A 26,599-nucleotide genomic window follows, 5' to 3' on the forward strand; every position below is an offset into this window, starting at 1 on the left:
GCTGGTTCTTTTGTTATGGGTCGTGACCCTGTTGAGCTCGCGAAGCGTGCGAAATATAAACCACCCGCTATGCGGGTGAGCGATATATGTTATACAAAAAATCACCTTCCCTTTATAATATAGATGTTCAAGCTATCTTATAAAGAAAGGAAGGTGATCAATATGGCCAATAAGGCTCATAATTTGGCTCACACAAAATGGGTATGCAAATACCACATTGTGTTCACTCCAAAGTATAGACGAAAAGTAATATATAATCAATATAAAACGAGCATAAGAGAAATATTAATAACTCTCTGTAAATTCAAGGGAGTGGAAATAATTGAAGGACATTTAATGCCGGATCATGTTCATATGCTGGTAAGCATACCGCCCAAAATAAGCGTTTCAAGTTTTATGGGATATTTAAAAGGAAAGAGTGCGTTGATGATATTTGATAAACACGCAAATCTGAAATATAAATTTGGAAATAGACATTTTTGGGCAGAAGGTTATTACGTAAGTACGGTAGGATTAAATGAGGCAACAATAAAGAAATACATTCAAGAACAAGAAAAGCATGATATTGCGTTAGATAAGTTGAGTGTAAGAGAATACGAAGACCCTTTTAAGGGTAGCCAGTAATACAAAAACCCCTTCTAAGGGGTGGCAAAAGCGGCAAAGGCAAGATGGCTTGAACGAAGTGAAAGCCAGCGTCTTTAGGCGCTGGCCGGTAACAAGGGCTTATAGCCCTAGAGCAAACCACCCTTTGGAAGGGTGGTTATGATTAGTCATTTAATGTCATTGTTATTTCTTTATCTGCTTCTTCTTTAAATTCGTTTACTTTATCCATGTCGATTTGTGGAAGGTTGTCGATTCCTTCTACGCCAAATCTTCTCATAAACTCTTCTGTTGTACCGAAGAGTAATGGACGGCCTGGTGTATCAAGTCTTCCAACTTCACCAACAAGTTCATATTCAACTAACTTGTTAACGGCATGATCGCTTTTTACGCCTCTGATTCGTTCAATTTCGCTCTTTGTAACTGGCTGTTTATAAGCGATGATTGAAAGAGTTTCCATTAAAACATCAGTCATAACCTGTCTCTTAGGCTGTTTTGCTATTTTAATTAATACGTCATACATCTCAGGCTTTGTACAAAGCTGAATACTTCCATCAAGTTCAATAAGTTTAATTCCTCTATCTTCTGCTTCATACTTTTCTTTTAATGATTTAAAAGCATCCTTGAATTGTTTATTTGTAATTTCTAAAGCATTTGTTATTTTGCTAATTTCTACTGAATCACCCATTGTGAAAAGTATAGCTTCAATAGCTGCCTCTATATTTAAATTATCCATATCTAATAATCAGACCTTTCTGTTTTTTAGTCTAAATCAAATTAGGTATATTGTTTCATACACCACATAATACTATATCAAATAATTAAATAATGTCAATTCAAATTAAAACTTAATATGCTTTGGCAAATATCCTTCAACATAGATACCATCATCCCTGTAATCTTCAGTAATAAGTGTTCCATGTTCTCTTATAATATTAACCTTACCAGCATCCTTATAATCAAGCACAGTACTAATAAACTGCTTTGATTCTTTTAAAATATGTGAAAGAATAGAATCAAGTTCATCAAGTCCAATACCCTGCTTAATTGAAGTTTTAATAATATGATTAGCTCTTAAGTCAACCATCTTAACTTCACTAGTTAATTTATCAATCTTATTAAAAATTGTAATGATTGGCTTATCCTTAACACCTAAATCATCCAATGTATCATATACAGCTTCAATATGCTTTTCAAAAACAGGATTAGCAACATCAACCACATGAATAATAATATCTGAATAAAGAGCTTCTTCAAGAGTACTCCTAAAAGCATCAATAAGATGATGTGGTAACTTTCTAATAAAACCAACTGTGTCAGTTAAAAGTAACTGCTGTCCATCAGCTAGTTTATGAACTCTTGTAGTAGGATCAAGTGTAGCAAAAAGCTTATCTTCCTCTAATACTTCAGCATCAGTAATGGTATTTAAAAGAGTTGACTTACCTGCATTTGTGTAACCTACAATTGCACCAACAACCATCCCCTGCTTTTCTCTATTCTTTCTGGTAACTTCACGATGTTCCTTAATCTCATCAACTTCCTTTTTAAGCTGACTAATTCTATCCCTGATAATACGTCTATCAATTTCAAGTTTCTTTTCACCAGGACCTCTTGAGCCTATACCAACTCCACCGCCAACACCGGCTGCAGAACCACCTTGTCTTGATAGATTTCTCATACCTACAAGTCTGGATGAACGATACTTAAGCTGAGCAAGTTCAACCTGAATCTTACCTTCCTTAGTTCTAGCTCTTCCAGCAAATATATCAAGAATAATTAAGGTTCTATCCATAACCTTACAATCAAGAGCATCCTCAAGATTCTTATATTGAGCTGGACTTAATTCATCATCTGCGATAATTCCATCAGCATCATACATAACAAGAAGCTCTTTTAACTCTTCAATCTTACCCTTGCCAATGTATGTTCCAGGATGAATTGACTCTCTAGGCTGGATAACTCGACATATAACCTCACCACCACAGGTGTTAGTTAATTCTTCAAGTTCATCTAAACTATCATCAACATCTTCCTTGCCTAAATCAACAGCAACTAATATGAACTTTTCCTTGTATTCTTCATTTTCATATAACATATAACTAGTCCTTTAATAACGTTTAAAACATATACTTAGTTCCAAAATACTACTAACTACGCATTTACAATCTTACCAGTATATAACTGATAATACTTACCCTTCTTACCGATAAGTTCATCATGTGTACCCTGTTCAATAATATGACCATTATCTAAAACCATAATCACATCACTATTACGTACTGTAGAAAGTCTATGAGCAATAACAAATGTTGTTCTGCCCTTCATAAGTGAATCCATACCCTTCTGAATAAGTTTTTCTGTTCTAGTATCAATTGAACTTGTTGCTTCATCTAAAATCAAAACAGGTGGATCAGCAATTGCTGCTCTTGCAATAGCAAGTAACTGTCTCTGTCCCTGTGATAGACTTGCCCCCTGTCCTGAAAGAACAGTATCATATCCTTGAGGAAGTCTTCTGATGAAGCCGTGAGCATTTGCTAATTTTGCAGCTGCAATAACTTCCTCATCAGTTGCATCTAACTTACCATACTTAATGTTATCTCTAACTGTACCAGTAAAAAGATGTGTATCCTGTAAAACAATACCAAGGGTGCTTCTCAAATCGTTCTTTTTAATCTTGTTAATATTAATTCCGTCGTATCTAATCTTACCATCACTAATATCATAGAATCTATTAATAAGATTTGTGATAGTTGTTTTACCTGCACCAGTTGCACCAACAAATGCAATCTTCTGACCTGGTTTAGCATCTATCTTAATATTGTGTAGAACTGTCTTTCCTTCAACATATCCAAAATCAACATCATCGAAAACAACTGCACCATTCATAGGCTTATATTCAATACTTCCATCAGCCTGATGAGTATGCTTCCAAGCCCATAAACCTGTACGTTCTTCACACTCAACTAACTTACCATCAACTTCCTTTGCATTACAGATTTCAACATAACCATTATCAACTTCAGGTTCAGTATCAAGTAAATCAAAGATACGTTCTGCACCAGCAAGACCCATGATAATCGCATTAAACTGCTGTGAAATCTGACTTACAGGATGACTAAATGACTTATTAAATGTAAGGAATGTAATAAGTTTACCTGTATCAAGTCCCCAGAAGTGATTAATAGCCATAATACCACCAAATACTGCACATAATACATAACTTAAGTTTCCAAGCTGTGCATTAATAGGCATGATGATATTAGCAAATTTATTTGCATTATTTGCACTTTCATATAACTCATCATTTAACTTAGTGAATTCTTCAATAGCCTCATCTTCATGACAGAAAACCTTAACAACCTTCTGTCCACTAATCATTTCTTCAATATAACCATTTACTTTACCAAGATTTTGCTGCTGAGCAATAAAGTTACTTCCACTTTTCATAGCTAAAAACTTAGTAACATTAAATGTTAAAAAGATAATACCAAGTGTAATTGCTGTAAGAGGCAAACTTAAATAAATCATACATCCAAGTGTAGCTACTACAGTTAAAACAGCTGATATAAGCTGTGTAAAACTTTGACTAATAAGCTGACGAAGTGTATCAATGTCGTTAGTGTACATAGACATCACATCACCATGTTCCTTACCATCAAAGTAACTTATTGGAAGTTTTTCCATATGTTCAAACATCTCTATACGAAGTCGCATTAATGTACCCTGTGTAACATAAATCATAATCTTCGACTGAGCATAAGTTGCCAAAACACCAATTCCATAGAATATGGCAATTGTTCTAATTGCAGCAATTAATCCTGAAAGGTCAGTACTATGTGCCTTTAACACTGGCTCAATATAATCATTAAAAAGAGTTTCCATAAACATGGTACCTCTTACACTTGCTGCCGTACTAACAAGCAAACATATTCCAACAATAATCATGTGGAATTTGTAATACTTCAAAACATATTTAATAATTCTAGAAAAAGTACCCTTTTTAACGGTTTTCATAGAGGCTTTTCCCATAGCTAAAGAGTTTCTATTACCTGCCATAACTATCTACCTCCCTCATCAAAATCGCCACTTCCAGCTGTCTGAGATTCAAATACATCCTTGTAAATCTCATTACCTGCTAGCAATTCATCATGTGTTCCAAAACCATTAACCTTACCTTCATCCATAATTATTATCCTATCGCAGTTCATAATACTTGAAACTCTCTGCGCAATAATAATCTTAGTTGTTCCAGGTATACTTTCAGCAAATGCTTTTCTAATCTTTTCATCAGTATTAGTATCAACAGCACTTGTTGAATCATCAAGAATTAACACCTTAGGATTTTTAAGTAAGGCTCTAGCAATACAAAGTCTCTGTCTCTGACCACCTGAAACATTACTACCACCTTGCTCTAGTAAAGTTTCATAGCCATCTTCCATCTTCTCGATAAATTCATCAGCACATGCCATTTTACATGCTTCCTTACATTCATCAAGAGTAGCATCCTTTTTACCCCATCTTAAATTATCAAGAATAGTACCCTTAAATAATACATTCTTCTGTAAAACAACAGATACTTCATTTCTTAAAACTTCTAAATCATAATTTCTAACATCAACTCCACCTAAAGAAACTGAGCCTTCTGTTACATCATATAATCTACTAATAAGGTTAACTAAACTTGTTTTAGCACTACCTGTACTACCTAAAATACCAATAACTTCACCACTATTAATCTTAAGATTAATATCTTCTAATACGTTATCAGTTGCATCTTTATTATATTTAAAACAAACATCTTTAAATTCAATAGAACCATCTTTAACTTCCATAACAGGATTCTCTGGATTAACAATATCAGGTTCTTCATTAAGTATCTCAGCAATTCTTTCAGCACTTGCAAGACTGATTGAAATCATAACAAATACCATTGAAAGAATCATAAGACTAACTAATATATTCATACAATAAGCTAAAAGATTTGCAAGATCACCTTCCGATAAATCCTTAACCACAATCATCTTTGCACCAAAGAATGAAATAAGTAAAATACAAACATATGTAGTTAACTGCATAAGCGGCATATTAAATACAACTATACTTTCTGCCTTTACAAACATCTTATAAACATTCTCTGAAGCCTTAATGAATTTTGATTTTTCATAATCTTCACGTACATATGCCTTAACAACTCTAATTGCAGTAACATTCTCCTGAACTGAATTATTAAGTTCATCATACTTCTTAAAAACCTGTTCAAAATACTTCATTGCTAACTTAGCAATAATAAATAAAATCACCGATAAGAAAATAACTGCAACTAAATAAATACTTGCAAGTTTTGGAGAGATTGTAAAAGAAAATACCATGGCAACAATTAAAACCATAGGTCCTCTCGTACACATTCTAAGAATCATCTGATATGAGTTCTGAATGTTAGTTACATCAGTGGTCATACGTGTAACAATACCTGCTGTTGAGAACTTATCAATATTAGAAAAACTAAATGTCTGAACTTTCCCATACATTGCCTTTCTAACATTTTTAGCAAGACCAGCTGATGCCTTTGCACCAAATACACCACCTAAGCTTCCTCCTGCCAAACTTATTAATGCAAGTATTACCATTAATACTCCCATCATATATATATGTGTCATGTCATCTTTTTTAATTCCATTATCAATTATTGATCCCATACATCTAGGAATAAGCATTTCGGCTATAACTTCAACAATAATTGATACCGGCGTTAATATAGATGCCATCTTATATTCTTTAATTTGTGCCCCTATTGTTTTTAGCATAATCCCTCCTTATTTTTACTATATTAACCCTTCATCTTTTACAACAAGAAATAAAACTCGGAAATTCCGAGTTTTGTTTCTTTAGCCATCAATTCGCGAAATTACATAGTTTTCAACATCCTTCTTTTCAATGTGAAGTGCTATTGCTAATTCACCATATAACTTCTCGCTTGCCATTTTAAAATACTTATCATCGCTGTTTGTAACTTTCTTACCATGTGCCTTTCGATCAAGTTTCACATTATAAAGAGTCTTAATCGTACGCACAATTTCTTTCAAATCGCAACTGTTTAAAGATTTCTTATACTTTTCCTCACAAACCTTATCACTTCGCTCGTTATAAGGCTCAATGTCCTTGATTTCATTAATCAATTCCTCAGCCTCTATGTTCGTGATAATAGGCCTAATAACAACCTTATCATTATCTATTGGTGTATAAATCTTACTACTCATATAAACTGGTGATAATGTGTAGTAGTCTACGTTATTAGGTATTCCAGGAATATCAAGCTTTCCCACAGCTTCCACCTTACATACTCCACTGTTTCCGTAAATAATATAATCTCCAATTTCGAACATACAAAACCTTCTTTCATATCATAAACAGCGATAAAGTTATTATAACATATTAAATTTTAAAATGTCATACCTAAATTTTATTTTTTTAAATAAGGTCTACTTAAAAGACTTACAAGCAATGGATAATCAGTATGAATAGGAACAACTTTTTTAGGTCTTAAACTCTTAAGCATAATTCTAAGTTCCTTTCTTGAAGCATGTCCTGAGGTATGCATAAAATAAGATTTTTTACATACCTTCATAGCTTTATTATAAAAATCAGCTATGTTGCTTTTATAATTTCCCATAAATGGAATTAGATAATCCTGTCTCTCTGAAAAAATAAATACAGGTTTAAACTTCTTAAATTTATAGATTTCATTTAAACAATTATCATTAATTGAAATTAAATAAACAAAACCTTTTCTTAAAACATCCTCAGATAACTTAATGTCATCTTCGCATATTATATCTTCGTAGTTATATCTTTCATCTATTTCCTTACCAAATGGTACATACATAGATACCGGTTCAAAAATCTTTTTATCTACAAAGAAATTCATACCGTACTTTTTAGCTGCATTATAAAAAGCTGATATTGATTCTGGATCTATCTCAGTTACATAAAAAAAAGCAAATTTATTCTTTTTAAAAATCTTTTCAGCCTTAAGTTGCATACCATGTGTTGTAATATCCGGATGTGGATAATCAATAATTCTTGTTCCTTCAGTAATAACCGTGTCAACATTCCCATCACATGCCATTAATATGTCATGTTTCAAATTCTTATATAAAGTTTTAGCCATATATCCGTGAAGTCTGAAATCTCCTGTATGAACAATATTCATATCTGGAGTCTTTACAACATACATAAAACTTCCTAAGGCTGAATGATCAGATAAAAATGGGATAACCTCAATATCCCCAATCTTTATTTTATCCCCCTGATTAATTGTAGTTATAAACTCGTCATACTTTGCTGCTCCATCTGGATTTTTATACTGAATATGACGCTTTGTAACAGGAGCCATGTACATAGGAATTCCCTTAGGTATCAAATGAAATCTTCCTACATGGTCATAATGAAAATGTGTAAAGAAAACAGCATCAATATGATTTCTCTTAAAATCATAATCAACCGAACCTATCTTACTTGAAGAAAAAGCATAACCATAATCAAACATTATACTAGTATTTTCATACGTAATAACTGTTACATTTCCACCAACCTGTTTACATTTATATCTATTAATTATAGTCTTGCTTGCCATATCATCCTCCTGATTTAAAAGGAATTATATTTTACAATATAATTCCTTTCTATAATCATAATTATATATTCTTTAAAAATGGCCACCGCCACCACCGTGGCTAGTACCTGATGACCCCATATGAATTGACGAACCACCACCGCCACCTCTAGAGTCACTATCACGTTCAATTCTCGTTCTTGTAACAGTCTTATTAATAAACTCATCGTTCTTTAAATTTAGATTCAAGCTTCCATCAACAACATATGATGCAGCATTATCAACACTTCTTACAGACTTGTTACCTGAAGCAAATACAAGTAATGTAATTGCGCCTATAATTAAACCTGTTACAAGTGAAACAAGACCAGCCATAGCAACCATACCTTTAGTTACTGGCATATGCCCTGTATCATATGGTTTACCTTTTTCAGCCTGTTTTAAGAACATGTCGCAATTATCTTTAAATTTTACAAAAGCTTTATAATAATCACCGTTCTTTAAACATGGAACAATCTGTTTTTCGCCAATATAATCAATACCAGCATCAGTAAATGCGTCGATACAAGTACCTGTAGTTGAAATCCACCAGCCTCTTGTTTCCATGTCTATTAATAAAAGTACACCATCTTTTTCATAAATATTATAATCATAGAAATCGTCTGCATACTGTGTAATTGTTTTATCATATGTTGAATTAGTAGTTACAACAACTATGTCGCAACCCCATTTATCAGATAATATACTTAAATCTTCTCTTAGAGTTGCAACTTCTTTTGAAGATAAAAGATGTGCATCATCAGTAACATATATTTTTGATTCTTTCCTATTTGCATAAATCTTATTAGTATAAGTTCCTAAAAGCATAAGCGTTAGAAAGAATAAAAATAATCTTTTCATCTTATTCATACTTTCCTCCTATGCTCCTAGCACTATATAATATGCAATTAAAAATACAATCAATGTAGTAAGAATAGAAACGATAGCAAATAACCTAATCGCCTTACCCTTATCTATCGGTAAATCACCAACAAACTTTCCAGTCTGACCATTCATGGCAAATAGAAAATCCTGTCCATTCCATGATGTGTTTAAAATCCAAACTGGAAGCATGGCATACTTAGATTCCTCACTTGCAAATGAAATATTACTACTCTCACAAGTAAGTGATGTATATCCTAAAATAGTATTTCTAAAATAATCCTCTGTACTTTGCTTAATTCTTGTATTTGCAATTGGTACACAAGTCTCTGAATCTTCATCAAATTTATTTGCTAAAAAACCAGATAAGTACGCTGTTTGGAAATCCACCGCATCCTTATAATCGTATGGCTCTATCGACTCCATAAGATCATTAGGCATTTTAGAAGAACCATCAACAGGAACCTTGTCAAATGCTAAGGAACCTGATCTATCAATTCTATAAAAACTTGTTTCTGTTATTCTATAATCACCTGATTCATAGGTGAATACTTTTGTTCCCTTAAATGAAAGATTCGCATCCACTTTAGCATTATATAACCAAAACGGAACATACAAAGCTTTAATTTCATCAATATGATTTTTTTCTTTAAATACATTAGGGAGCAAATACTTTCCCTTATAGTGATTTACAAGCCTTCTTTTAGCTTCTTCCTTATCAAGTTTAAAAGGAATAACTAAATTTGGTTTTAACTCACCTTTAAATGCATCCATGATAACTACTGGGTTTCCACAATATGGGCACTCTGAAGCACCCATTGTTTTATCACCAATAATCTCACCACCGCAGGATTTACAATAGTATACAACCATACCATCGCTCTCATCCCACTGTTCATCAGTATTTGTTTCGTTACTAAAATTGTCATCATCCGTATTAGATTCAACCTGAGTCTGTTCTTCTTTATTAGTTTCTTCCTTAGGTTTTTCATCTAATTCAGTATCATATTCTTTTAAAGCTTCAACATCAAATTCCGAGTCGCAATATGGACACTTCATCTTCTGCAACTTATTATCAAATATCAGACCACCATTACAATTGGGGCATTTATATTCAAATGTATCAGCCATTCATCCTCTCCATTACCCTATAAATTATTTATAAATTATTTATACCTTATAAACTCTGACCGCAGTTTGGACAGAACTTAGCAGGAGTTGCTGTATCAAGCTTAGTTCCACAATTTGGACAGAATGCTACAGCTGCTACCTCTGGTTTCTTACTTCCGCAATTAGTACAGAAGTTACCACTATTTGCTGTTCCACATGAACATGTCCAAGTTGCTCCACCTGCTGCTGCCTGTGGCGCTGCTGGCTGTGCAGGCTGTGCTTGCTGCTGAGCTGCACCCTGAGCGTATAATCCCTGAGCCTGGTTCATCATACCAGCTGTACCTGCTGCCATGCCCATACCCATAAATCCTGTCATAGCACCTGATTCGTTATTAGCAGCTCCAACCATAGCTTCTGCCTGTGCATCAACAAGCTTAGCTGCTGCCATAGTAGGATTCTTATACATACCAGTTCTCTGTGCTTCTCTAAGAAGTTTTTCATCCTCTTCTGATAACTGAATTGGATTAAGACTAACATTCTCTACCCAAAGACCTCTTGTCTCAAGCCATCTATCCTTAAGTTCTACATTAATGCTATCCTTTAATTCATCTAAATGTGCAAGAACTTCATTAGGTCTAATACCCATTGCTGAAAGCTTTGCAACAGCTGGCTGCAATGCATCAGAAAACTCTGTCTTACACTGATGTTCAATTTCTTCAAATTTATATTCATCAGGAACATTACCAGCTAAATTTGTGAATAAAACAATAGGGTCTTTTACTCTAAATGAATAAACACCATTAATTCTTAATTTCATGTCGATATCAAGACCTATGTTATTATCAACAACTCTAAATGAAATTGGTCCATTAGTACCAAATTTATTACCTGTAAGTTCCTTTGTATTTACAAAATAAACTCTCTGATCATTACCTGTGTCCCCACCAAAAGTAAGTCTCTTTCCGAGTTTTTTAAATGTTTCCTTTAATCCTTCACCAAGACCACCTGTAAAAATACTAGGTTCTGATGAAGCATCCCATGTAAATGCACCTGGTTCAGCACAAACTTCAACAACCTTACCCTGATCAGTAATAAGCATACACTGACCTACAGCTACCGAAATAACAGATCCATTAGTAATGATATTATCACTACCTTTTTTATTAGATGATTTAGAAGATGTTTTTTTCTCACCTTTTACTATCAATGTATCATCTGGAATAGATTCACATATGAAATACTCTTTCCATTGATCTGCTAACACTGTTGATGTTGCTGCAAGTGCAGCCTTAATTAATCCCATAATTATTTCTCCTTGTAAACTTAACTTATTATCGGTAACCAACGGTAACCCCCGACTTTATAATTTTATCATTTTACGGTTCTAATTTCAACTTTAATCTACCCTTTCCACTCTTAGATGAAAATTCTCCAATCGCACCATTAATAATTGTAAATTGAGGCCCCTTATGTCCTATGTCCGCATCATAAATTATAGGCTTACCAAGGTCTCCTAATGCATCAAGAATTGCTCTTTTAAAATCAAGCCCAGTAAAACTTTCAAAAAAACATGGTCTTCCAAATACAAATCCATTAGTATATTTAAAAAATCCCATCTGTTTATAACGTAATAAATTAATATATAAATCTTCAGCAGTTAAAGAGAACGTTTCTAAATACCATATATTTCCATCCTTTTTATACTTTTCAAGGAAATTAAGAGTATTATCATAAGGCATTCCAATTATAAAATTTAATACATCCATGCAACCACCAATTAATCTACCTGATATTTTAATTTCATCCTCACCTGTTGCATTCTTCCAACATACCTTTTCATCATTAAAATATCCTTCAAAATTTGGTTTATCATGAACTTTACTTTCAAAGTAATCATAACTTTTTTGCTCTTTAATGTTACCCTTTAATATATCAAAATCGTTATTTACAGACTTTCCCCATCCGGACATACCATAATCACTATAATTTGCTCCATACATGCTTGCAACATCACATAAAGTTGGAAGTATGTATGTAAGGAATGTATTATCAGAATATCCCTTAAACCACTTAGGTTTCTTTTTAACCTCTTCAAAGTCAACATATTCAAGCATTTCAATTAAGTAATCTCCACCTGCTGCTGAAACAATAACTGAAACCTTATCATCTTTAAGTAATTTCATAAACTCATCAGCTCTATTTTTACCAGTAGAACTCGCGCCTCTGTCATCACTTGTAAAAACATGATCAGTAAATACTGTATTAACTCCGCGCTTTTCTAAATTCTTCTGACCATTCTTAAATCTTTTTATCTTTTCTTCATCTGTTATTCCACATGATGGAGCAAATACTCCTATCGTCCCACCAGCCTGAAGAAACTTTGGATATATCATTATGCTTCCTCCTCTTATGCAAAAACTATTATCCGTTTTCATATTTTAAATTTCTATACTATCACCGAGATAAGTTGAATATATGAAACTTTCAACATTATCATTCTGTAAAATTTGCGCAACTGCACGCTTATATATCTGTAACTGAACCTCATATTTTTTCTTAAGTTCTTTCATATCTGAAACATTATCTGATTTATAATCAATGATAGTTACTTTACCATCCTTTTCATAAAAGGCATCTATAATACCCTGAATAAGTATTGGATCATCATCCTTATATTCTTTTGATATAGAACTAGCCTTAGTCGTAAATATAAACTTCTGCTCACGTCTAAGAGTTTTATTTATATGAGCCTCCCTTAATTTTTCATACATAGGACTTAATATGAATCTAGCATATACCGTCAAAGGAATCTCCTCATACTCATCGCCATTAATAAGTCCTCTATCAGCAAATGCATCAATCATGTTCTTAATCTGACTATAATCACCACTCTTAATTAATTTCTCATCAAATTCAATGTCATAATCAAACAATTCAAATATTCTATGATACATTGTACCAATTCTTGCACCACTTTTTTCTTCTTCATTTGAAATGAATTTTGGTTTTACAGGATAGACCTTTTCCGTAAAGACAACTTCATCTTCACTTTCTTTTTTAAGTTCTTCATAATACGCTCTTTTAATTTCTGAAATACTAACCTTAGTACGTCTCTTAGTCTGATAATCATATGGATAAACATATGAGAAATTATCTTTTATCTTCTTGACTTTTTCTTCAAATCCAGAAACATCTACTGAATCTAGATTATCAAACGTAACGACATCCTCTTGTAAATCCTTATCAGAACTTTCAGGAGCATCAAGTCTTTCTAGTAAACCATCAGTAGTATGTGCATTTATGGTACCATCTTCATCTGTTTCATAAATCACACAATCAAAAGAAACATCCACATCTCTACTTTGCATATATAAATCATTCGTTGTTTTAAATTCATATCCCTCTATCTTACCTAAAAGACATCTATGTCTACTTAATGCAAGTCCAATAATATCAAGATATGACTTCGCTCCTTCAATTAACGATGTAGGCATGTTTTCAAATGTATTGTCACTTCCATTAGAAAATATATTATCTATCTTTTCTTCTTTTTGCACACTACCCGTTATAATTAGTTTTTCCTCAGCTCTTGTAAGAGCAACATATAATAATCTTAACTCTTCACCCTTCATGTCTGAGTTTAATTTTTTCTTAATACGTTTTTTATTTAAAGTATCAGCCTTAATCCTTAATTCCTTATCATTAAATGTTAAACCTATACCAAGCTGTCTATCTAAAACAACATTATTATTTTCATCACGAGTATTATATTCCTTACCCGTAGCAAATAAAAATACAATAGGGAACTGTAAACCCTTACTTTTATGTATAGTCATAATTCTTACTGCATCGTCATTCTCATTAACATCAATAGAACCCGATACGTCAATCTCATAATCCTTTTGTTTATTAATGAATCTGATAAAGTTGAATAATCCCTTATATGATGATTGTTCAAAGGTTAGAGCCATCTCTTTCAACATTTCAATGTTCTTAACCCTTACTCTACCTGCAGGCATGGATTTAACCAAATACATAAAACCTGTTTTATCTAAAATCAAATCAATAAGTTCATAGATTCCCATATAATTTGTTTGTTCTCTAAAGTAATTCATTTGATTTACAAAGAATTCTGTTTTCTTTTTTAAAATATCATCATTTCCTTTATCAATGTATGCTAAAAGGTTATTATAGAAATTTCTCTTATTAGCATTTATCTTCATAAGTGATAAATCCGAATCCGTAAAATCATATAATTTAGATTTCATAACAGTTAAAAGCTTTACATCATTATATGGATTATCAATTATATCTAGTATAGAAAGCAAAAGTGTAATTTCCTCTGAAGAAAAATACCCAGTTGATTTCTGACTATAACTTTCAATACCATATTCAGATAATACATTCATAATTTTATTATCATACATACCTGTTCTACAAAGAATAGCTATATCAGATAATCTTGCATTTCTATAATCTCCCAATCCTCTATCATAAACTTTATATGGATGTTCTGGATTTATAAGATTTAAAATCCTTTGAGCAACAACAGTAGCCTCTGCAATTATTCTAGTTTCAGAATCTTCTTTATCAGAAATCATAATAATTTCTGTTGCATTTGCTCCATCAGTAAAGCTTTCTGGAAAATCTGCTCCAAAAACAAGATGATTTTTCTTATCATAAGTAACATCACCTATATCTTTAACCATAACCTGTTTAAAGACATAATTTACAAAATCAAGAATTTCTTTTCGACTTCTAAAATTCTGATCAAGAAAAATTCTTCTTTCTTTTGCATCTTTATCATCACTATAGCTTTCATATTTTTGCATAAAGATTTTAGGATTAGAATTTCTAAAGCCATAAATACTCTGCTTTACATCACCAACCATAAATCTATTAGGTTCACCTTTTCGATGAGATACAGCATTGAGTATAGTTTCTTGAACCTCATTACTATCCTGATATTCATCAATAAATGTGTACTTAAATTCATTACTAATGTCAATTGCAACATCAGTCTTTTCATATTCACCAGTTTTCTCATTAAACTTTACAAGAATGTCTAATGCTCTATGACTTATATCATCAAAGTCCGCAATATTATTACGTCTCTTATACTCAGAGTATCTCTTATCTAACTCCCTACATAAATAAATGATAACTTCAGCGTCCTTACTAGCCTTACAAATATCATCAAAATAATCAGACAATGATTGTTCAAAATAATTGCCTCTTATCATTTCAATGACATCATATGCATTATCCCTTATTGATTTAACAACATTCCAAGCTTCTTCTGTACCCTTAGGAGCTCTTTTGTTATCCTTAAATTTTAATGTTTTAATAATTTCGTAAATTTCTTCATACGAATCCGAATTAATTATGGATTCAACAGAATTTAAATAACCCTTATAAATATCTCCATATCTTTCATTAATGAGTGATTCACTTTCGATAACTTCCACTCCATTAAGCATATTATCGTATTCAATTTTAAGTAAATCTTTTGTTATCTTTATAATATCCTTAATAAGTTTTGATTTTTTAAATTCTTCGAACGAATCATACTTATAACTATTAACACATTCATCAAACCACTTATCAGGTTCAACATATGCCTTTGAATATCCTAAAAGCTTTATAACTACTTTCTCAAGTTCATCACTTTTCTTCGCAGATGTATAATAATTTAAAACATTATATAAATCATCTTCATTTATATCTCCTGGATTTTCAACAATATCCCTTATAAGTTCAGCAAATGCATCCGATAACAATAACTTTGATTCAGTCTCATCTGCAACTCTAAACATAGGATCTAAGTCTGTTAAATTATAATACCTTTTAACAACCCAAGCACAAAAACTATCTATGGTCGTAATCTTACTGTTTTGTACATAGCATATTTGTTTATAGATATATTCATCATCTGGATTTTCTTCGAGGATTTCGCCTAATTTCTTTGTAAGTCGTTCTTTCATTTCAGCAGCAGCAGCCTTGGTAAATGTAACAGCTAGTATATTATCAATATCTGTTCTTCTTTCTTTAACAAGGCGCAATACTTTTTCAACCATAACGGCTGTTTTACCTGAACCAGCTGCAGCAGCAACTAAAACATCCTGATCTATAGCTTCAAGTACTTCTTTTTGTTTTGGGGTCCAATCCATAGCATTAATCCTCCTTTCTTAATATATCTAAAACATCATTCTTATTCATTTTAATCTCGTTGTACTGATCATTCTTATTAAATGTTGGATTAAAATTACATATTGAAGTATATGCACAGTATTTACAACTTGTAGAACCACTATAGCAATATGGATGTCTTTCATTCTTACCTGATAACATATCATTCTTCATCTCATCCATACTATCTTCAATATAATCTCTTAATTTCTTAAATTCACCATCAGAAAGAACTTCACTATTAGTCGTAAGAGTACAATCTTTTTTATATGTTATATTAACAACTTTTGAAGACCTATCCTTATAGTCAAGCGAATCATCCATTAAAGCTTCATCAGTAATTAAAAAGCAGTTTTCATCATTAACCGTATTACCCGAAAGTTTATTACCTACAAGCCTTATGTTAAATGCCAAGTCATCATCATACTTACCATCCGGACAAGCTTCATTCTTAGTTAAATACTTATCCTCATCAACATGATAATAATATCCCCCAACTGGAATTATTTCCTTTTCTCTATATACATCTGAAATCTTCTTATAAGTATCATTAATATATGCAAGCAACTGAAGCTGTAACTTGTTATAAACCTTTACAATATCAAATACATTACTACCAGATTTATAATCAACAACACGAAAGTAAACTCTTCCGTCTTCCTCATACACATCTACTCTGTCAACTCTTCCTCTATTTACCTTATATTCAAAATATTTAGGCGTAAACTTCGAAACTTCTATCTGTTTTCTAATCATTCTAATGACATTAACTGTTGCATCAATAATACGAGCTAATCTAAACTTAGAATATGAATCTTCAGCAAATACCTGCATGCTTTCATTCTTCTTGCTTACAATCTCAGCTGAACTATCCACGAATTCAGTTATCTGCTCATCAGTTAACTCTTTCCAGCTAACATTCTTTTCATTCATAATTAAGCAGAACTGTTCCAGGCAATCATGATACATATTACCAATATCCATACTCGAAATCTGATATACTTCTCTTTCTCTTATTCCAAGTGCAATCTCTAAGAACTGACTATATGGACACTTAGCATATTTTTCATAACCTGTAATTCCAATCATGCTTCTAAGCGCATATAATTCTTCTGCAATTTCCTTAGTAAGAGTATTATCATGTTCATAAAATCTCTTACCATTTTCAATCATTCTAAAACTCTTTTTATCATTACTATCCTTAAGAGATAAACGAATGACATCAAATAAGATTTTAGTTTCATCATCCAAATTCTTATTTTTCATTCCACTTAATGAAGCTAAAATATCAAATGCTATTTTTTCATTAACAATATAATCTAAATCATTAATGTCTACTATCTTTTCCTTACTTAGTCGCGCAATGCTACTAACTCTTATATTTGGAAAAATCTTTCTAATATCTGCAACCACTGATGAAGGTAAAATTCCATCACCTGTTGTTGTTACATTGCTCCATGATATAGATAAATTATCCGATGGTAATGCTAATAATGTATAAAGATAGAATCTATTAATAAAGCATCTGCTTCTATCATCAGGTGCCAATGTAAAATCTTTTTCTTTTAAGAATCTTCTATCAGTTTCACTAATAATTGAATTATCACTACTTGATGCTAAAACTTTACCATCATTAAATCCGCAAACATATAAACTCTTAATATCACTAACTCTGCTTCGCTCTATATCACCAACCATAACCTGGTCATGTACATTTGGAATAAGACCAACCTTAATTGTAGATAAACCTTCACTAAAAATCTCATTAAACTTTCTAGCTCCGCATTTTTCATCTCCTAAAAGGCCAACCATACTATCAAAAAGATCCATTACAATCTTATAAACCTGCTCATATTCTTTTGATAACATGGCATCAGTTTTATCAAACTCAACTTTCTTTTTATATAATTTTCCCTGAAAATCCATATATACACAATATTTATATAAAGCCTTTGTAATATCTTTAATAGTTGAAGACTTATCAGTAACAACATCATATACTTCCATAACAGGTTTAATAAACCTTCTTCTAATATCATTTAACTTTCTAAGTTCATCATCAAAGTCGCCTTTTTTCTTATAAAATTCATTAGTCCATGCTTTCTTACCCTTAATTCCATTAGCAATGCAATAGTTTTCAAGAAGGAAAACTTCCTCAACTTTAATGTCTGTCATATTTCTCTTTAAATAATGAAAAACACTATCAAAAGAAAAACCTGTTTCAATAATATCTAAAAGGGCACTTATGGTATCAACAAAAGGATTATCTAAAATTTCTTTTTTATTATCAATGAATGCAGGTATGTCATACTTATAAAAATATTCTGTTAAATATCTGCTATAACCTTCTAAGTCTGAACAAACTACCGCAATATCCTTATATCTTAAATTATTATTTCTAACCTGCTTGACTATATCTCTTGCAATAAATTCACACTCTTCCTTAGGATTATCACATTCAAAAAGTTTAATGTCTTCTCCCTCTTTCTCATATTCCTTAGGTTTTCCTCTAAAAAATATGTTTTCTTCTAAGTATGAAATCATGCTGTTATCCTTATATCTTTTTTTATCATCAAGAATAACACTATTAATTAATTCATCCTCACTTAAACCTTCTGTATTGATTTCTCTAGCAATTTTTGAAAGCATAATAATAGTTTCCTTACTAAGCGAGAATAAATCATTAGAATTATATGAATTTACAGGATAATCATCCTCTTTTAATGTAACAGCATATGTACAACTTTTAGCCACTTTCATAATGCTTTCTATTAACTCATACTGAATTGGAGTAAAACCAGTAAATCCGTCAAAATAAAAATGTGAATTTTTAATTATTTCAGAATCTGCAATAACTTCTGATAACTTATGAATAATATCATCATTAGTTATGTACTTTCCATCTATCTCCTTTTTATAAGCATTTACAATCATTGCTATATCAGCAAGTTTCGAATTAAGCAAAGGTGTACTAGATGTTTCATTTAACATAGAATCAAATTTTTCACCATCAATATTATATTGTGAAAATTCAGAAATAATAGACTTGATTTGATTAGCAAATCCAATCATATCTGCCTTTTCTTTATAAACCATTAAATTATTCTTATTTTCATAAACAACTTTTCTAAGAACAATGCTTTTACCTGTTTCATCAAGTTTCGTTCCAATCTCTATTCCTAGTTCCATAAAAACAGAGTATGCAAGTCTATCAAAACTTAAAACATCAATATTAAAACTACCATGTCCGCCACTAAACTCACACACTTTATGCTGTGCACTAAGAGTGTACTGCTCTGGTACAATTAAAATATGATTTTCATTAAAATCCTTAGCACTCTCTATAATTTTATCGTATATATATTTTGATTTACCGCTCCCCGGTCTACCTATAACAAAAGTTAATTTCATATTTTACCTCTTCAATTCAATAAAAAAAGCGATAGTTTTCCTCAGGGATAAATCCCTGAGGCGTCACGACTAAAATTCGTTCTTTCGTGACAAAACCATCGCAATTCCGGCGCCAACAACATAAGCTATTATAAGCTTAACATCAAAGCGATCTCCTATGACTGCCTTCAAATGAGGAATCTTATGTAATTTGGCCTTGTAGAATAAATCGAAAAATTTCAAAACTTCTAAACAAATAGCCATAATACATATGATTGCAGGAAAGATATTAAGACCTTCTGGAATCAAAATTCTAAATAGCATGCATGCAAACAATACTACAATTGCAGCAAATACATACTTATTTACAAATTCATCTCTGCTGATCTTACGTGAATAGTATCCTACCCCCACTAGCACCACTGATGCAATCAAATACTTTACTCTGTCCATCCTAGATCCTTCCTCGTAAAAATATAATTTAGTTTCCGATTTGTATCTAGTTAAGATTTTATCACAAATATTTTTTTATTTAAAGTACTTTTTTCGTTATTATATTATCAATATGTTGTAGTTTAAAAACATCTCCTACAATACATTTAGTATTTAATCATCAAAATCACCATCATAATAATCAACTCCATCGAGTTTTACACCCTGTTCTAATCTTTCAAGTTCATCAAGGTGAGATTTTGCCGTATCATCAATGGCTTCTTCATGACCTGTAAGTGCCGCAAATGGAGCGAACTGCGCAGCTCTGTTTTTAATATCCATATGAGGATGTTTCTTTGAGACATGATGCTCTAAATTAATGATATCATCATATTTTTTTGTTTTCTTTAACTTCATATCCATATCTCCCTAAAAGCATGACTAACTACGCCTTATGACCACCTATCTGTTTATTTCTATCTCTTGCTGTAGCCCCCTCTCTAAAGTTCGTTCCTCTAAGTATTGCATTCTTTCCATACTTTTCTTTTATTGAAAGCATAGCTTCCTGAATTCTTTCTTCATCTTCCTTAGTTTTTACAAATCCATTATAATCATCACCATGTACATTTTTTTGTACATCATCATTCTCACTTAAAGGAAAATTTGGAACACTACTGCTAATATTTATATCTTTATTATTATCTTCACTTAATTGATCAAATAAACTTAACTGCTCATACTCACGCTTTTTAGCATCAATCTCTTTTGCCTTACTGTCGGTTACAACTCTATTTACGCAAACATTCATACGTCTAATAAATAAATTTTCATCAACTTCTCTATCGAATACTGATAATACCCCTTTTATAATATCTGACGTTACTCTAGTATAATTATCAAAATTATAAGTACCATGTGCATGCTTTGGAATTAATCTTCCATATACATCCTTCTTAACTTCACCACCATAAGCCTTACTTGTACTATAACCATTTAAATTATTAATATCATAACCAACAGTAATTGTAAGTTGATTTGATTTTAATTTTTTAGATGTTAAATCAAGAGCCATGTGTTCTGCCATCTCGCTTATTACTACACGTGCCTCTTCAAAACTATAAGGTCTGGTTAAAACCTGTCCAACAGATAAACTATTAGTTTCTGGTTTATAATCTTTTACATCTTTTATGTTTACAGGTTCCCATCCCCAAGCATGATCAATTAATAATTCTGCATTAACACCAAATGCCTTATAAAGCATGTCTTCATTATAAAAATCATTTTCACTTCCTAATGAACATCTTGCAATATCCCCCATAGTATAAAGGCCCATACTATGAAGTTTTTTTACATATCCTCTACCAACTCTCCAAAAATCAGAGAGTGGTTTGTGGTCCCATAATAGTTCCCTATATGTTCGTTCATTAAGTTCAGCAATTCTAACACCATTCTTATCAGCCTTCATGTGTTTTGCAACAATGTCCATCGCTATCTTACAAAGATACATGTTAGTTCCTATACCTGCTGTGGCAGTAATTCCTGTTTCTTTTAAAACCTCTCTTATTATCTTAATAGTTAAATCATGAGCATTCATCTTATAAGTACTAAGATAATGAGTAACATCCATAAATACTTCATCGACAGAATATATATGCATATCTTCAGGTGAAACATATCTAAGATAAATATCAAAAATTCTTGTTGAATAATCCATATATAAAGCCATTCGAGGTGGAGCAACAATGTAATCAACTGCTAACTCTTTATTAATTTCTAATTCTTCATCTTTATATGATGTTCCCTTAAATTCTTTAATATTATTTTCAGTTCTTCTTAAGGCATTAATCTGCTTAACCTTATCAACAACTTCAAATAACCTAACTCTTCCAGGAATACCATACTTTTTTAAAGAAGGAGAAACCGCTAGACAGATTGTTTTTTCAGTTCTACTTTTATCAGCCACAACTAAATTCGTCTTTAATGGATCAAGATCTCTTTCAACACATTCAACTGATGCATAAAATGACTTTAAATCAATAGCAATAAATGTTCTATTATCTTCCATAATCTCCTCCTTTCAATCATTTTTCCATATAAACATATTTTTAATAATCGCGCATAATTCGAACAACCGTTCGTATTATAATAATACCATATTTTATTTATAACTTCAATAATTAATTAAGCCTCTAAAAATACTCAGAATACCTTGAATTTTTCATATATTCTGTTATAATTCAAAGCGAAGTTTATATTTTTTGGAGGAACAATTATGTATATTACATGTTTAGATTTAGAAGGTGTATTAGTACCTGAAATTTGGATTGCATTTGCTGAAGCAACAGGTATTCCTGAGCTTAAGAAGACTACAAGAGATGAGCCAGATTACGATAAGCTTATGAACTATCGTTTAAATATTTTAAAAGAGCACGGCTTAGGACTTAAGGAAATTCAGGATGTTATCGCTACTATCGATCCACTTCCAGGTGCAAAAGAATTCTTAGATGATCTTCGTTCATTTACACAGGTAATTATCATTAGTGATACATTTACACAGTTTGCTATGCCACTTATGAAAAAGCTTGGCTATCCAACTCTTTTCTGTAATGAACTTATTGTTGCTGATAACGGTGAGGTTACAGGATTTAAGATGAGAGTTGAAAAATCAAAATATGCTACAGTTAAAGCTCTTCAGTCAGTTGGTTTTGAAACAATCGCAAGCGGTGATAGTTTCAACGACCTTGGTATGATTGAAGCTAGTAAAGCTGGTTTCTTATTTAGAAGTACTGAGGCTATCAAAAAAGATTACCCACAGTACCCAGCATTTGAAGAATATGATGATTTAAAAGCTGCAATTAAAAATGTTATTAATAACTAATATAAATACAAAAAGGGACTGAAAAGTCCCTTTTTTGTATATCTATCTATTTTTTTAGGCAATTCTTTACTTTAAAATCATCATAAACTTCTTTTTCAATTATTGACACTTGACACTCTTTTAATGTTATTATAATATAGACATACGGGTGCTACCCTAAACGGTAGGCGATTAGTTCCTTCTTTACTAAAGGATGTTCTCCCTTAGGTTATTTAGATTCAATTAGTTATTACTGATGAAAATACAATAACGAAAGGAGGAATGCGTATGATTACTATCAATGATTTAATTGGTATCTTAAGTTTTACGCTTACATGCATAAGCTTTGGTATCATCATAGCCGAAAAAAGCGCAAAAAAATAATCGCCCCCGTTCCAACAGCGCGATTATTTTTATCAAACAATAGGAACTAACCGTCTATCGGTAGCACCTCTATAAAAGTATAATATCAAATGCAACACTTAGTGTCAACCTGATATTATACAACTAGAGTAAGCAGTTTACTTGCTTACTCTAGTCGTGAAAATATCTATTCTTACATAATCATCTATTATATCCACATCTTCTACTTCATTCTAATTTTCTTCTTAACCCATTTGCTCTTAGTTTTACCACTAATAGCTCTAACTCTCACATAATAAACTTTATTACGCTTCAACTTCTTAATAGTCTTCGTAGGCTTCATAACCGTATACTTCAAAGCCTTCTTAAACTTCTTATTCGTTGCGACCTGAATCTGATATTTAGTAGCATTTGGCATTGCAGCAAATACCACCTTAATCTTTACCTTCTTCGCAACAAGTTTCATATTAGAAACCTTCTTACCAGCAACAGAAACATTTACCACATCCTTATTATCTGTATTAGTTGTTGTATTTGTTTTACTTGTAGTAGTACTATTATTACTTGACTTTGCTGGTGTAACATTAAGCTTCTGCTCTGTATATTTATCATATGCAGTCTTATCAACCTTAACATTAACAGTCATGGCCTGCATAAATGGATTCTCAAGTTCGTCATTAAGAAGTTCAAGACATTTGATGAAATCGTCTAGACGTTCTGATTTGGTTGTGTATCTATAGACATTTTCATTTATTGTATACTGGTTAATGCATTCACCTGTATTATTATATAATGTACTCCAAATATATGTTGCACTTGCCTGTTTATATAAATTAGTGTTTTGAAATCTGCGATTCAATAAAAAATTAACTTCCCAAAGCCACATATAATTATCTAATGTATTATAATTATCAGATAGTGTTTTTCCTCTTTGTATAATATCATTAAGAGAATAATTAGTTTTTCCCTGAATATATTCTTCTAAAAACATCAGTTGTGAATATAGTCTGTTATAACTATTATTTGAATAATATCTCTCTTCATAATCATCTATTTTATCATAATAGTTTAATATACTCTGACCACCTATGAATTCACCTAAATCATTACAAAATTCATACATAGATTTGCTATTAATAAATATATTCTTCTTCGCATTTTCAAGTCTCTTAGCCCACAAATACGAATCACTCAACTCTTTACCAATAACCTCATCATTAAAACTCTCATCCCCCAACTCTTCCATTTCTTGGATAAACCCATCAATAATAGCAATCGCCTTCTCATTATCGGTAGGCTCATCTTCAGCTCTAGCAAAGCTAACATTACCAAAGCACAAAATAATCACTAACAAACCACTTAATAGTTTTTTCATGATACACACCTCCATATATTATTTATAATGAATATGCTTCACTCAAGAAATCCCAAATATAATCTCCGAAATTTTCATGTGGAAAATAATAATCCTCATCATATCTTGGCATTTCATCCTCTATACATGATTGTAATATATTCATTTCAACATATATTTTGCCCCATACTTTCTTAACTCTTTTATATTTTTTCCCTTGAAGTCTTTTCATAAAAGTATTATACTTTTTCTTTTGTTTTAAAGCCTTTTTCACGTTTTTAACTGTTTTTCTAATATTCATCCTACCGCCTACTGAATTGGTTCCTGATTCAACATAATGATAAATATCACAAAATCCATCATTCCATATATCTCCACATGTCCATGAATATATATCAATAACCTTGTATGATATATCATCTTTCGACATTACTTCAACCTTACACTTATATGTCTTTTTAGCAATTAAAGCTTGAACAGTAGCTTTACCAATATTTACTGCTTGAACAGTTCCATTATCACTTACAGTTACAACCTTTGTATTACTACTACTCCATGAAGCTTTTTTATTCGTTCCTTTTACCTTTAATTTATACTTACTACCTTTAGCTAAAAGAATACTTTTATTACTTAACTTTACATTAGATGAAGCATATGATGTTACCGATATGCCCATAATAAAAACAAACAACAAACATGCTAATAATATAATTTTCTTTTTCATCTTTCTATCTCCTTACTTCCTACAACTTAACACAATTTCCTCATTAAGGATTCTTCTTTCTGCCACAACCTTACCAAGTAACATAAACAAGGCCTTAAGCTTATTCTTTCTATCATCCTCATTATAATAAAAAATATTCACCTTATTTGCCTTTTCAATAATTTGAAGCAAAACATCTCTATCACTTATATGCAAAGAATGTCCATAAAAATATACAACTGTCTCATCCGTTATCTCATCAAGCACCTGCCCAATGCGATCTGTCCCATTATTTAAACGCTGAAGGTACTTCTCAAACCCTAAATCAAGTCCAATATCATCATGCCAATCCGAGCAATACCCAAGCACAATATTTTTATCCTTAAGCCGTCCATGAACATAATATATCTCTTTTCTGTCAATCGGATAAAGTTCCTCATATGTATCCGTATAATTAAAACAAATTACCTTATCTGCACCTAGTTTTTCAAAGCAGTCCTTCTTCTCAATTGAATCACTTCTCCTTGAAGGTTCAATTTCTCTAAAGTAATAAGCCACCAGCTTCTTTAATTCATCAAGTTCCTTCTCAAATTTATTCATAACCCTCTCGATGTCAAGTACACCCCAAGGATTAATAAACTTATCCTTAATATTAAAATAACTGTACCCATCTGTCTCAAAAACAGACTTCGCCGTCCTCAAAATTACACGCTCATTCTCAGCAAATACATTCGGATTTCCAGTATAAATCTTTCCATTTCTTTCAGCATCCTGCTTTTGGTTATTAATAGCCATAACCGTATCCACAGTCTGTCTAACATAATTACTAATTTCAATCTCCATATCAGTCCAATTCTTCTTAATCTTATTATTTGTATTATAAAACTTCAAATAATTAATAAGCGAAGATTCCTTGTAGCTAATACGCTTCTCTTTAAGATCATCATAAACATTCTCCTCAAGTCTCTCCTCAAATAAATCCTCCAAGAAACCTAAAAAGTCACTATACCTAGTGCACTTACCATGTGCTAAATCAAAACCATTCCCAATAACTAAAAGTTTATTCAT

General features: G+C 31.7%; 20 protein-coding genes. 2 read left to right on the plus strand and 18 right to left on the minus strand.

Annotated features, from left to right (window positions below; genetic code table 11):
* The first annotated feature begins 162 nt into the window (after positions 1-162).
* Complete coding sequence (tnpA, locus tag B5D16_RS09060; protein ID WP_078766669.1) at positions 163-624, plus strand: IS200/IS605 family transposase; 462 nt, start codon at positions 163-165, stop codon at positions 622-624.
* Positions 625-766: 142 nt separating this feature from the next.
* Here the strand turns inward: tnpA and scpB are convergent, their stop codons facing one another.
* The 15 genes from scpB to B5D16_RS09135 all read right to left on the minus strand — a co-directional run bounded on the left by scpB (position 767) and on the right by B5D16_RS09135 (position 22,319).
* Positions 767-1,336, minus strand: coding sequence for an SMC-Scp complex subunit ScpB (scpB, locus tag B5D16_RS09065; protein ID WP_078766670.1), 570 nt, complete (start codon positions 1,334-1,336; stop codon positions 767-769).
* A 105-nt stretch (positions 1,337-1,441) separates the two neighbouring features.
* A complete protein-coding gene (gene hflX / locus B5D16_RS09070) occupies positions 1,442-2,695 on the minus strand; it encodes a GTPase HflX (RefSeq protein WP_078766671.1) in 1,254 nt (417 codons plus the stop codon).
* A 56-nt stretch (positions 2,696-2,751) separates the two neighbouring features.
* Positions 2,752-4,656, minus strand: coding sequence for an ABC transporter ATP-binding protein (locus B5D16_RS09075; protein WP_078766672.1), 1,905 nt, complete (start codon positions 4,654-4,656; stop codon positions 2,752-2,754).
* Positions 4,657-4,658: 2 nt separating this feature from the next.
* On the minus strand, positions 4,659-6,404 hold the full coding sequence (locus B5D16_RS09080; RefSeq protein ID WP_078766673.1) for an ABC transporter ATP-binding protein: 1,746 nt from the start codon (positions 6,402-6,404) through the stop codon (positions 4,659-4,661).
* A gap of 81 nt (positions 6,405-6,485) precedes the next feature.
* Positions 6,486-6,983 (minus strand): CarD family transcriptional regulator, encoded by a 498-nt coding sequence (locus tag B5D16_RS09085; protein ID WP_078766674.1) that lies wholly within the window; start codon positions 6,981-6,983, stop codon positions 6,486-6,488.
* A gap of 77 nt (positions 6,984-7,060) precedes the next feature.
* A complete protein-coding gene (locus B5D16_RS09090; RefSeq protein WP_078766675.1) occupies positions 7,061-8,233 on the minus strand; it encodes an MBL fold metallo-hydrolase in 1,173 nt (390 codons plus the stop codon).
* 72 nt (positions 8,234-8,305) lie between these two features.
* Positions 8,306-9,121 carry a TPM domain-containing protein gene (locus B5D16_RS09095; protein WP_078766676.1) on the minus strand — a complete coding sequence of 272 codons (816 nt, stop codon included), beginning with the start codon at positions 9,119-9,121 and terminating at the stop codon, positions 8,306-8,308.
* A gap of 9 nt (positions 9,122-9,130) precedes the next feature.
* Positions 9,131-10,264 carry a TFIIB-type zinc ribbon-containing protein gene (locus B5D16_RS09100; RefSeq protein WP_078766677.1) on the minus strand — a complete coding sequence of 378 codons (1,134 nt, stop codon included), beginning with the start codon at positions 10,262-10,264 and terminating at the stop codon, positions 9,131-9,133.
* Positions 10,265-10,310: 46 nt separating this feature from the next.
* Complete coding sequence (locus tag B5D16_RS09105; protein WP_078766678.1) at positions 10,311-11,546, minus strand: SPFH domain-containing protein; 1,236 nt, start codon at positions 11,544-11,546, stop codon at positions 10,311-10,313.
* Positions 11,547-11,619: 73 nt separating this feature from the next.
* Positions 11,620-12,636, minus strand: coding sequence for a S66 family peptidase (locus B5D16_RS09110; protein WP_159444357.1), 1,017 nt, complete (start codon positions 12,634-12,636; stop codon positions 11,620-11,622).
* Between the two features lie 45 nt (positions 12,637-12,681).
* A complete protein-coding gene (gene addA / locus B5D16_RS09115) occupies positions 12,682-16,413 on the minus strand; it encodes a helicase-exonuclease AddAB subunit AddA (RefSeq protein WP_078766680.1) in 3,732 nt (1,243 codons plus the stop codon).
* Positions 16,414-16,417: 4 nt separating this feature from the next.
* On the minus strand, positions 16,418-19,843 hold the full coding sequence (locus tag B5D16_RS09120) for a PD-(D/E)XK nuclease family protein (RefSeq protein ID WP_078766681.1): 3,426 nt from the start codon (positions 19,841-19,843) through the stop codon (positions 16,418-16,420).
* Between the two features lie 69 nt (positions 19,844-19,912).
* Positions 19,913-20,275 carry a DUF2809 domain-containing protein gene (locus B5D16_RS09125; RefSeq protein WP_078766682.1) on the minus strand — a complete coding sequence of 121 codons (363 nt, stop codon included), beginning with the start codon at positions 20,273-20,275 and terminating at the stop codon, positions 19,913-19,915.
* A gap of 153 nt (positions 20,276-20,428) precedes the next feature.
* Positions 20,429-20,671, minus strand: a complete 243-nt coding sequence (locus B5D16_RS09130; RefSeq protein WP_078766683.1) for a hypothetical protein — start codon at positions 20,669-20,671, stop codon at positions 20,429-20,431.
* 28 nt (positions 20,672-20,699) lie between these two features.
* Complete coding sequence (locus tag B5D16_RS09135; RefSeq protein WP_078766684.1) at positions 20,700-22,319, minus strand: Y-family DNA polymerase; 1,620 nt, start codon at positions 22,317-22,319, stop codon at positions 20,700-20,702.
* Positions 22,320-22,526: 207 nt separating this feature from the next.
* Here B5D16_RS09135 and thrH point away from each other — a divergent pair, with 207 nt between their 5' ends.
* Positions 22,527-23,132 carry a bifunctional phosphoserine phosphatase/homoserine phosphotransferase ThrH gene (gene thrH, locus B5D16_RS09140; protein ID WP_078766685.1) on the plus strand — a complete coding sequence of 202 codons (606 nt, stop codon included), beginning with the start codon at positions 22,527-22,529 and terminating at the stop codon, positions 23,130-23,132.
* A gap of 565 nt (positions 23,133-23,697) precedes the next feature.
* Here thrH and B5D16_RS09145 read toward each other — a convergent pair.
* The 3 genes from B5D16_RS09145 to B5D16_RS09155 are packed head-to-tail and all read right to left on the minus strand — an operon-like array spanning position 23,698 to position 26,599.
* On the minus strand, positions 23,698-24,849 hold the full coding sequence (locus tag B5D16_RS09145; protein ID WP_078766686.1) for a hypothetical protein: 1,152 nt from the start codon (positions 24,847-24,849) through the stop codon (positions 23,698-23,700).
* A gap of 22 nt (positions 24,850-24,871) precedes the next feature.
* Positions 24,872-25,552: an Ig-like domain-containing protein gene (locus tag B5D16_RS09150; protein WP_078766687.1), complete on the minus strand. Its 681-nt coding sequence runs from the start codon at positions 25,550-25,552 to the stop codon at positions 24,872-24,874.
* A gap of 12 nt (positions 25,553-25,564) precedes the next feature.
* Positions 25,565-26,599, minus strand: coding sequence for an AbiH family protein (locus B5D16_RS09155; protein ID WP_078766688.1), 1,035 nt, complete (start codon positions 26,597-26,599; stop codon positions 25,565-25,567).

The organism is Eubacterium uniforme, from assembly GCF_900167115.1.
Classification (GTDB): domain Bacteria; phylum Bacillota; class Clostridia; order Lachnospirales; family Lachnospiraceae; genus Eubacterium_S; species Eubacterium_S uniforme.

Coding starts and splice junctions, on each gene's coding strand:
- tnpA (WP_078766669.1), top strand. CDS start 163: ATGGCCAATAAGGCTCATAATTTGGCTCACACAAAATGGGTATGCAAA.
- scpB (WP_078766670.1), bottom strand. CDS start 1,336: ATGGATAATTTAAATATAGAGGCAGCTATTGAAGCTATACTTTTCACA.
- hflX (WP_078766671.1), bottom strand. CDS start 2,695: ATGTTATATGAAAATGAAGAATACAAGGAAAAGTTCATATTAGTTGCT.
- B5D16_RS09075 (WP_078766672.1), bottom strand. CDS start 4,656: ATGGCAGGTAATAGAAACTCTTTAGCTATGGGAAAAGCCTCTATGAAA.
- B5D16_RS09080 (WP_078766673.1), bottom strand. CDS start 6,404: ATGCTAAAAACAATAGGGGCACAAATTAAAGAATATAAGATGGCATCT.
- B5D16_RS09085 (WP_078766674.1), bottom strand. CDS start 6,983: ATGTTCGAAATTGGAGATTATATTATTTACGGAAACAGTGGAGTATGT.
- B5D16_RS09090 (WP_078766675.1), bottom strand. CDS start 8,233: ATGGCAAGCAAGACTATAATTAATAGATATAAATGTAAACAGGTTGGT.
- B5D16_RS09095 (WP_078766676.1), bottom strand. CDS start 9,121: ATGAATAAGATGAAAAGATTATTTTTATTCTTTCTAACGCTTATGCTT.
- B5D16_RS09100 (WP_078766677.1), bottom strand. CDS start 10,264: ATGGCTGATACATTTGAATATAAATGCCCCAATTGTAATGGTGGTCTG.
- B5D16_RS09105 (WP_078766678.1), bottom strand. CDS start 11,546: ATGGGATTAATTAAGGCTGCACTTGCAGCAACATCAACAGTGTTAGCA.
- B5D16_RS09110 (WP_159444357.1), bottom strand. CDS start 12,636: ATGATATATCCAAAGTTTCTTCAGGCTGGTGGGACGATAGGAGTATTT.
- addA (WP_078766680.1), bottom strand. CDS start 16,413: ATGGATTGGACCCCAAAACAAAAAGAAGTACTTGAAGCTATAGATCAG.
- B5D16_RS09120 (WP_078766681.1), bottom strand. CDS start 19,843: ATGAAATTAACTTTTGTTATAGGTAGACCGGGGAGCGGTAAATCAAAA.
- B5D16_RS09125 (WP_078766682.1), bottom strand. CDS start 20,275: ATGGACAGAGTAAAGTATTTGATTGCATCAGTGGTGCTAGTGGGGGTA.
- B5D16_RS09130 (WP_078766683.1), bottom strand. CDS start 20,671: ATGAAGTTAAAGAAAACAAAAAAATATGATGATATCATTAATTTAGAG.
- B5D16_RS09135 (WP_078766684.1), bottom strand. CDS start 22,319: ATGGAAGATAATAGAACATTTATTGCTATTGATTTAAAGTCATTTTAT.
- thrH (WP_078766685.1), top strand. CDS start 22,527: ATGTATATTACATGTTTAGATTTAGAAGGTGTATTAGTACCTGAAATT.
- B5D16_RS09145 (WP_078766686.1), bottom strand. CDS start 24,849: ATGAAAAAACTATTAAGTGGTTTGTTAGTGATTATTTTGTGCTTTGGT.
- B5D16_RS09150 (WP_078766687.1), bottom strand. CDS start 25,552: ATGAAAAAGAAAATTATATTATTAGCATGTTTGTTGTTTGTTTTTATT.
- B5D16_RS09155 (WP_078766688.1), bottom strand. CDS start 26,599: ATGAATAAACTTTTAGTTATTGGGAATGGTTTTGATTTAGCACATGGT.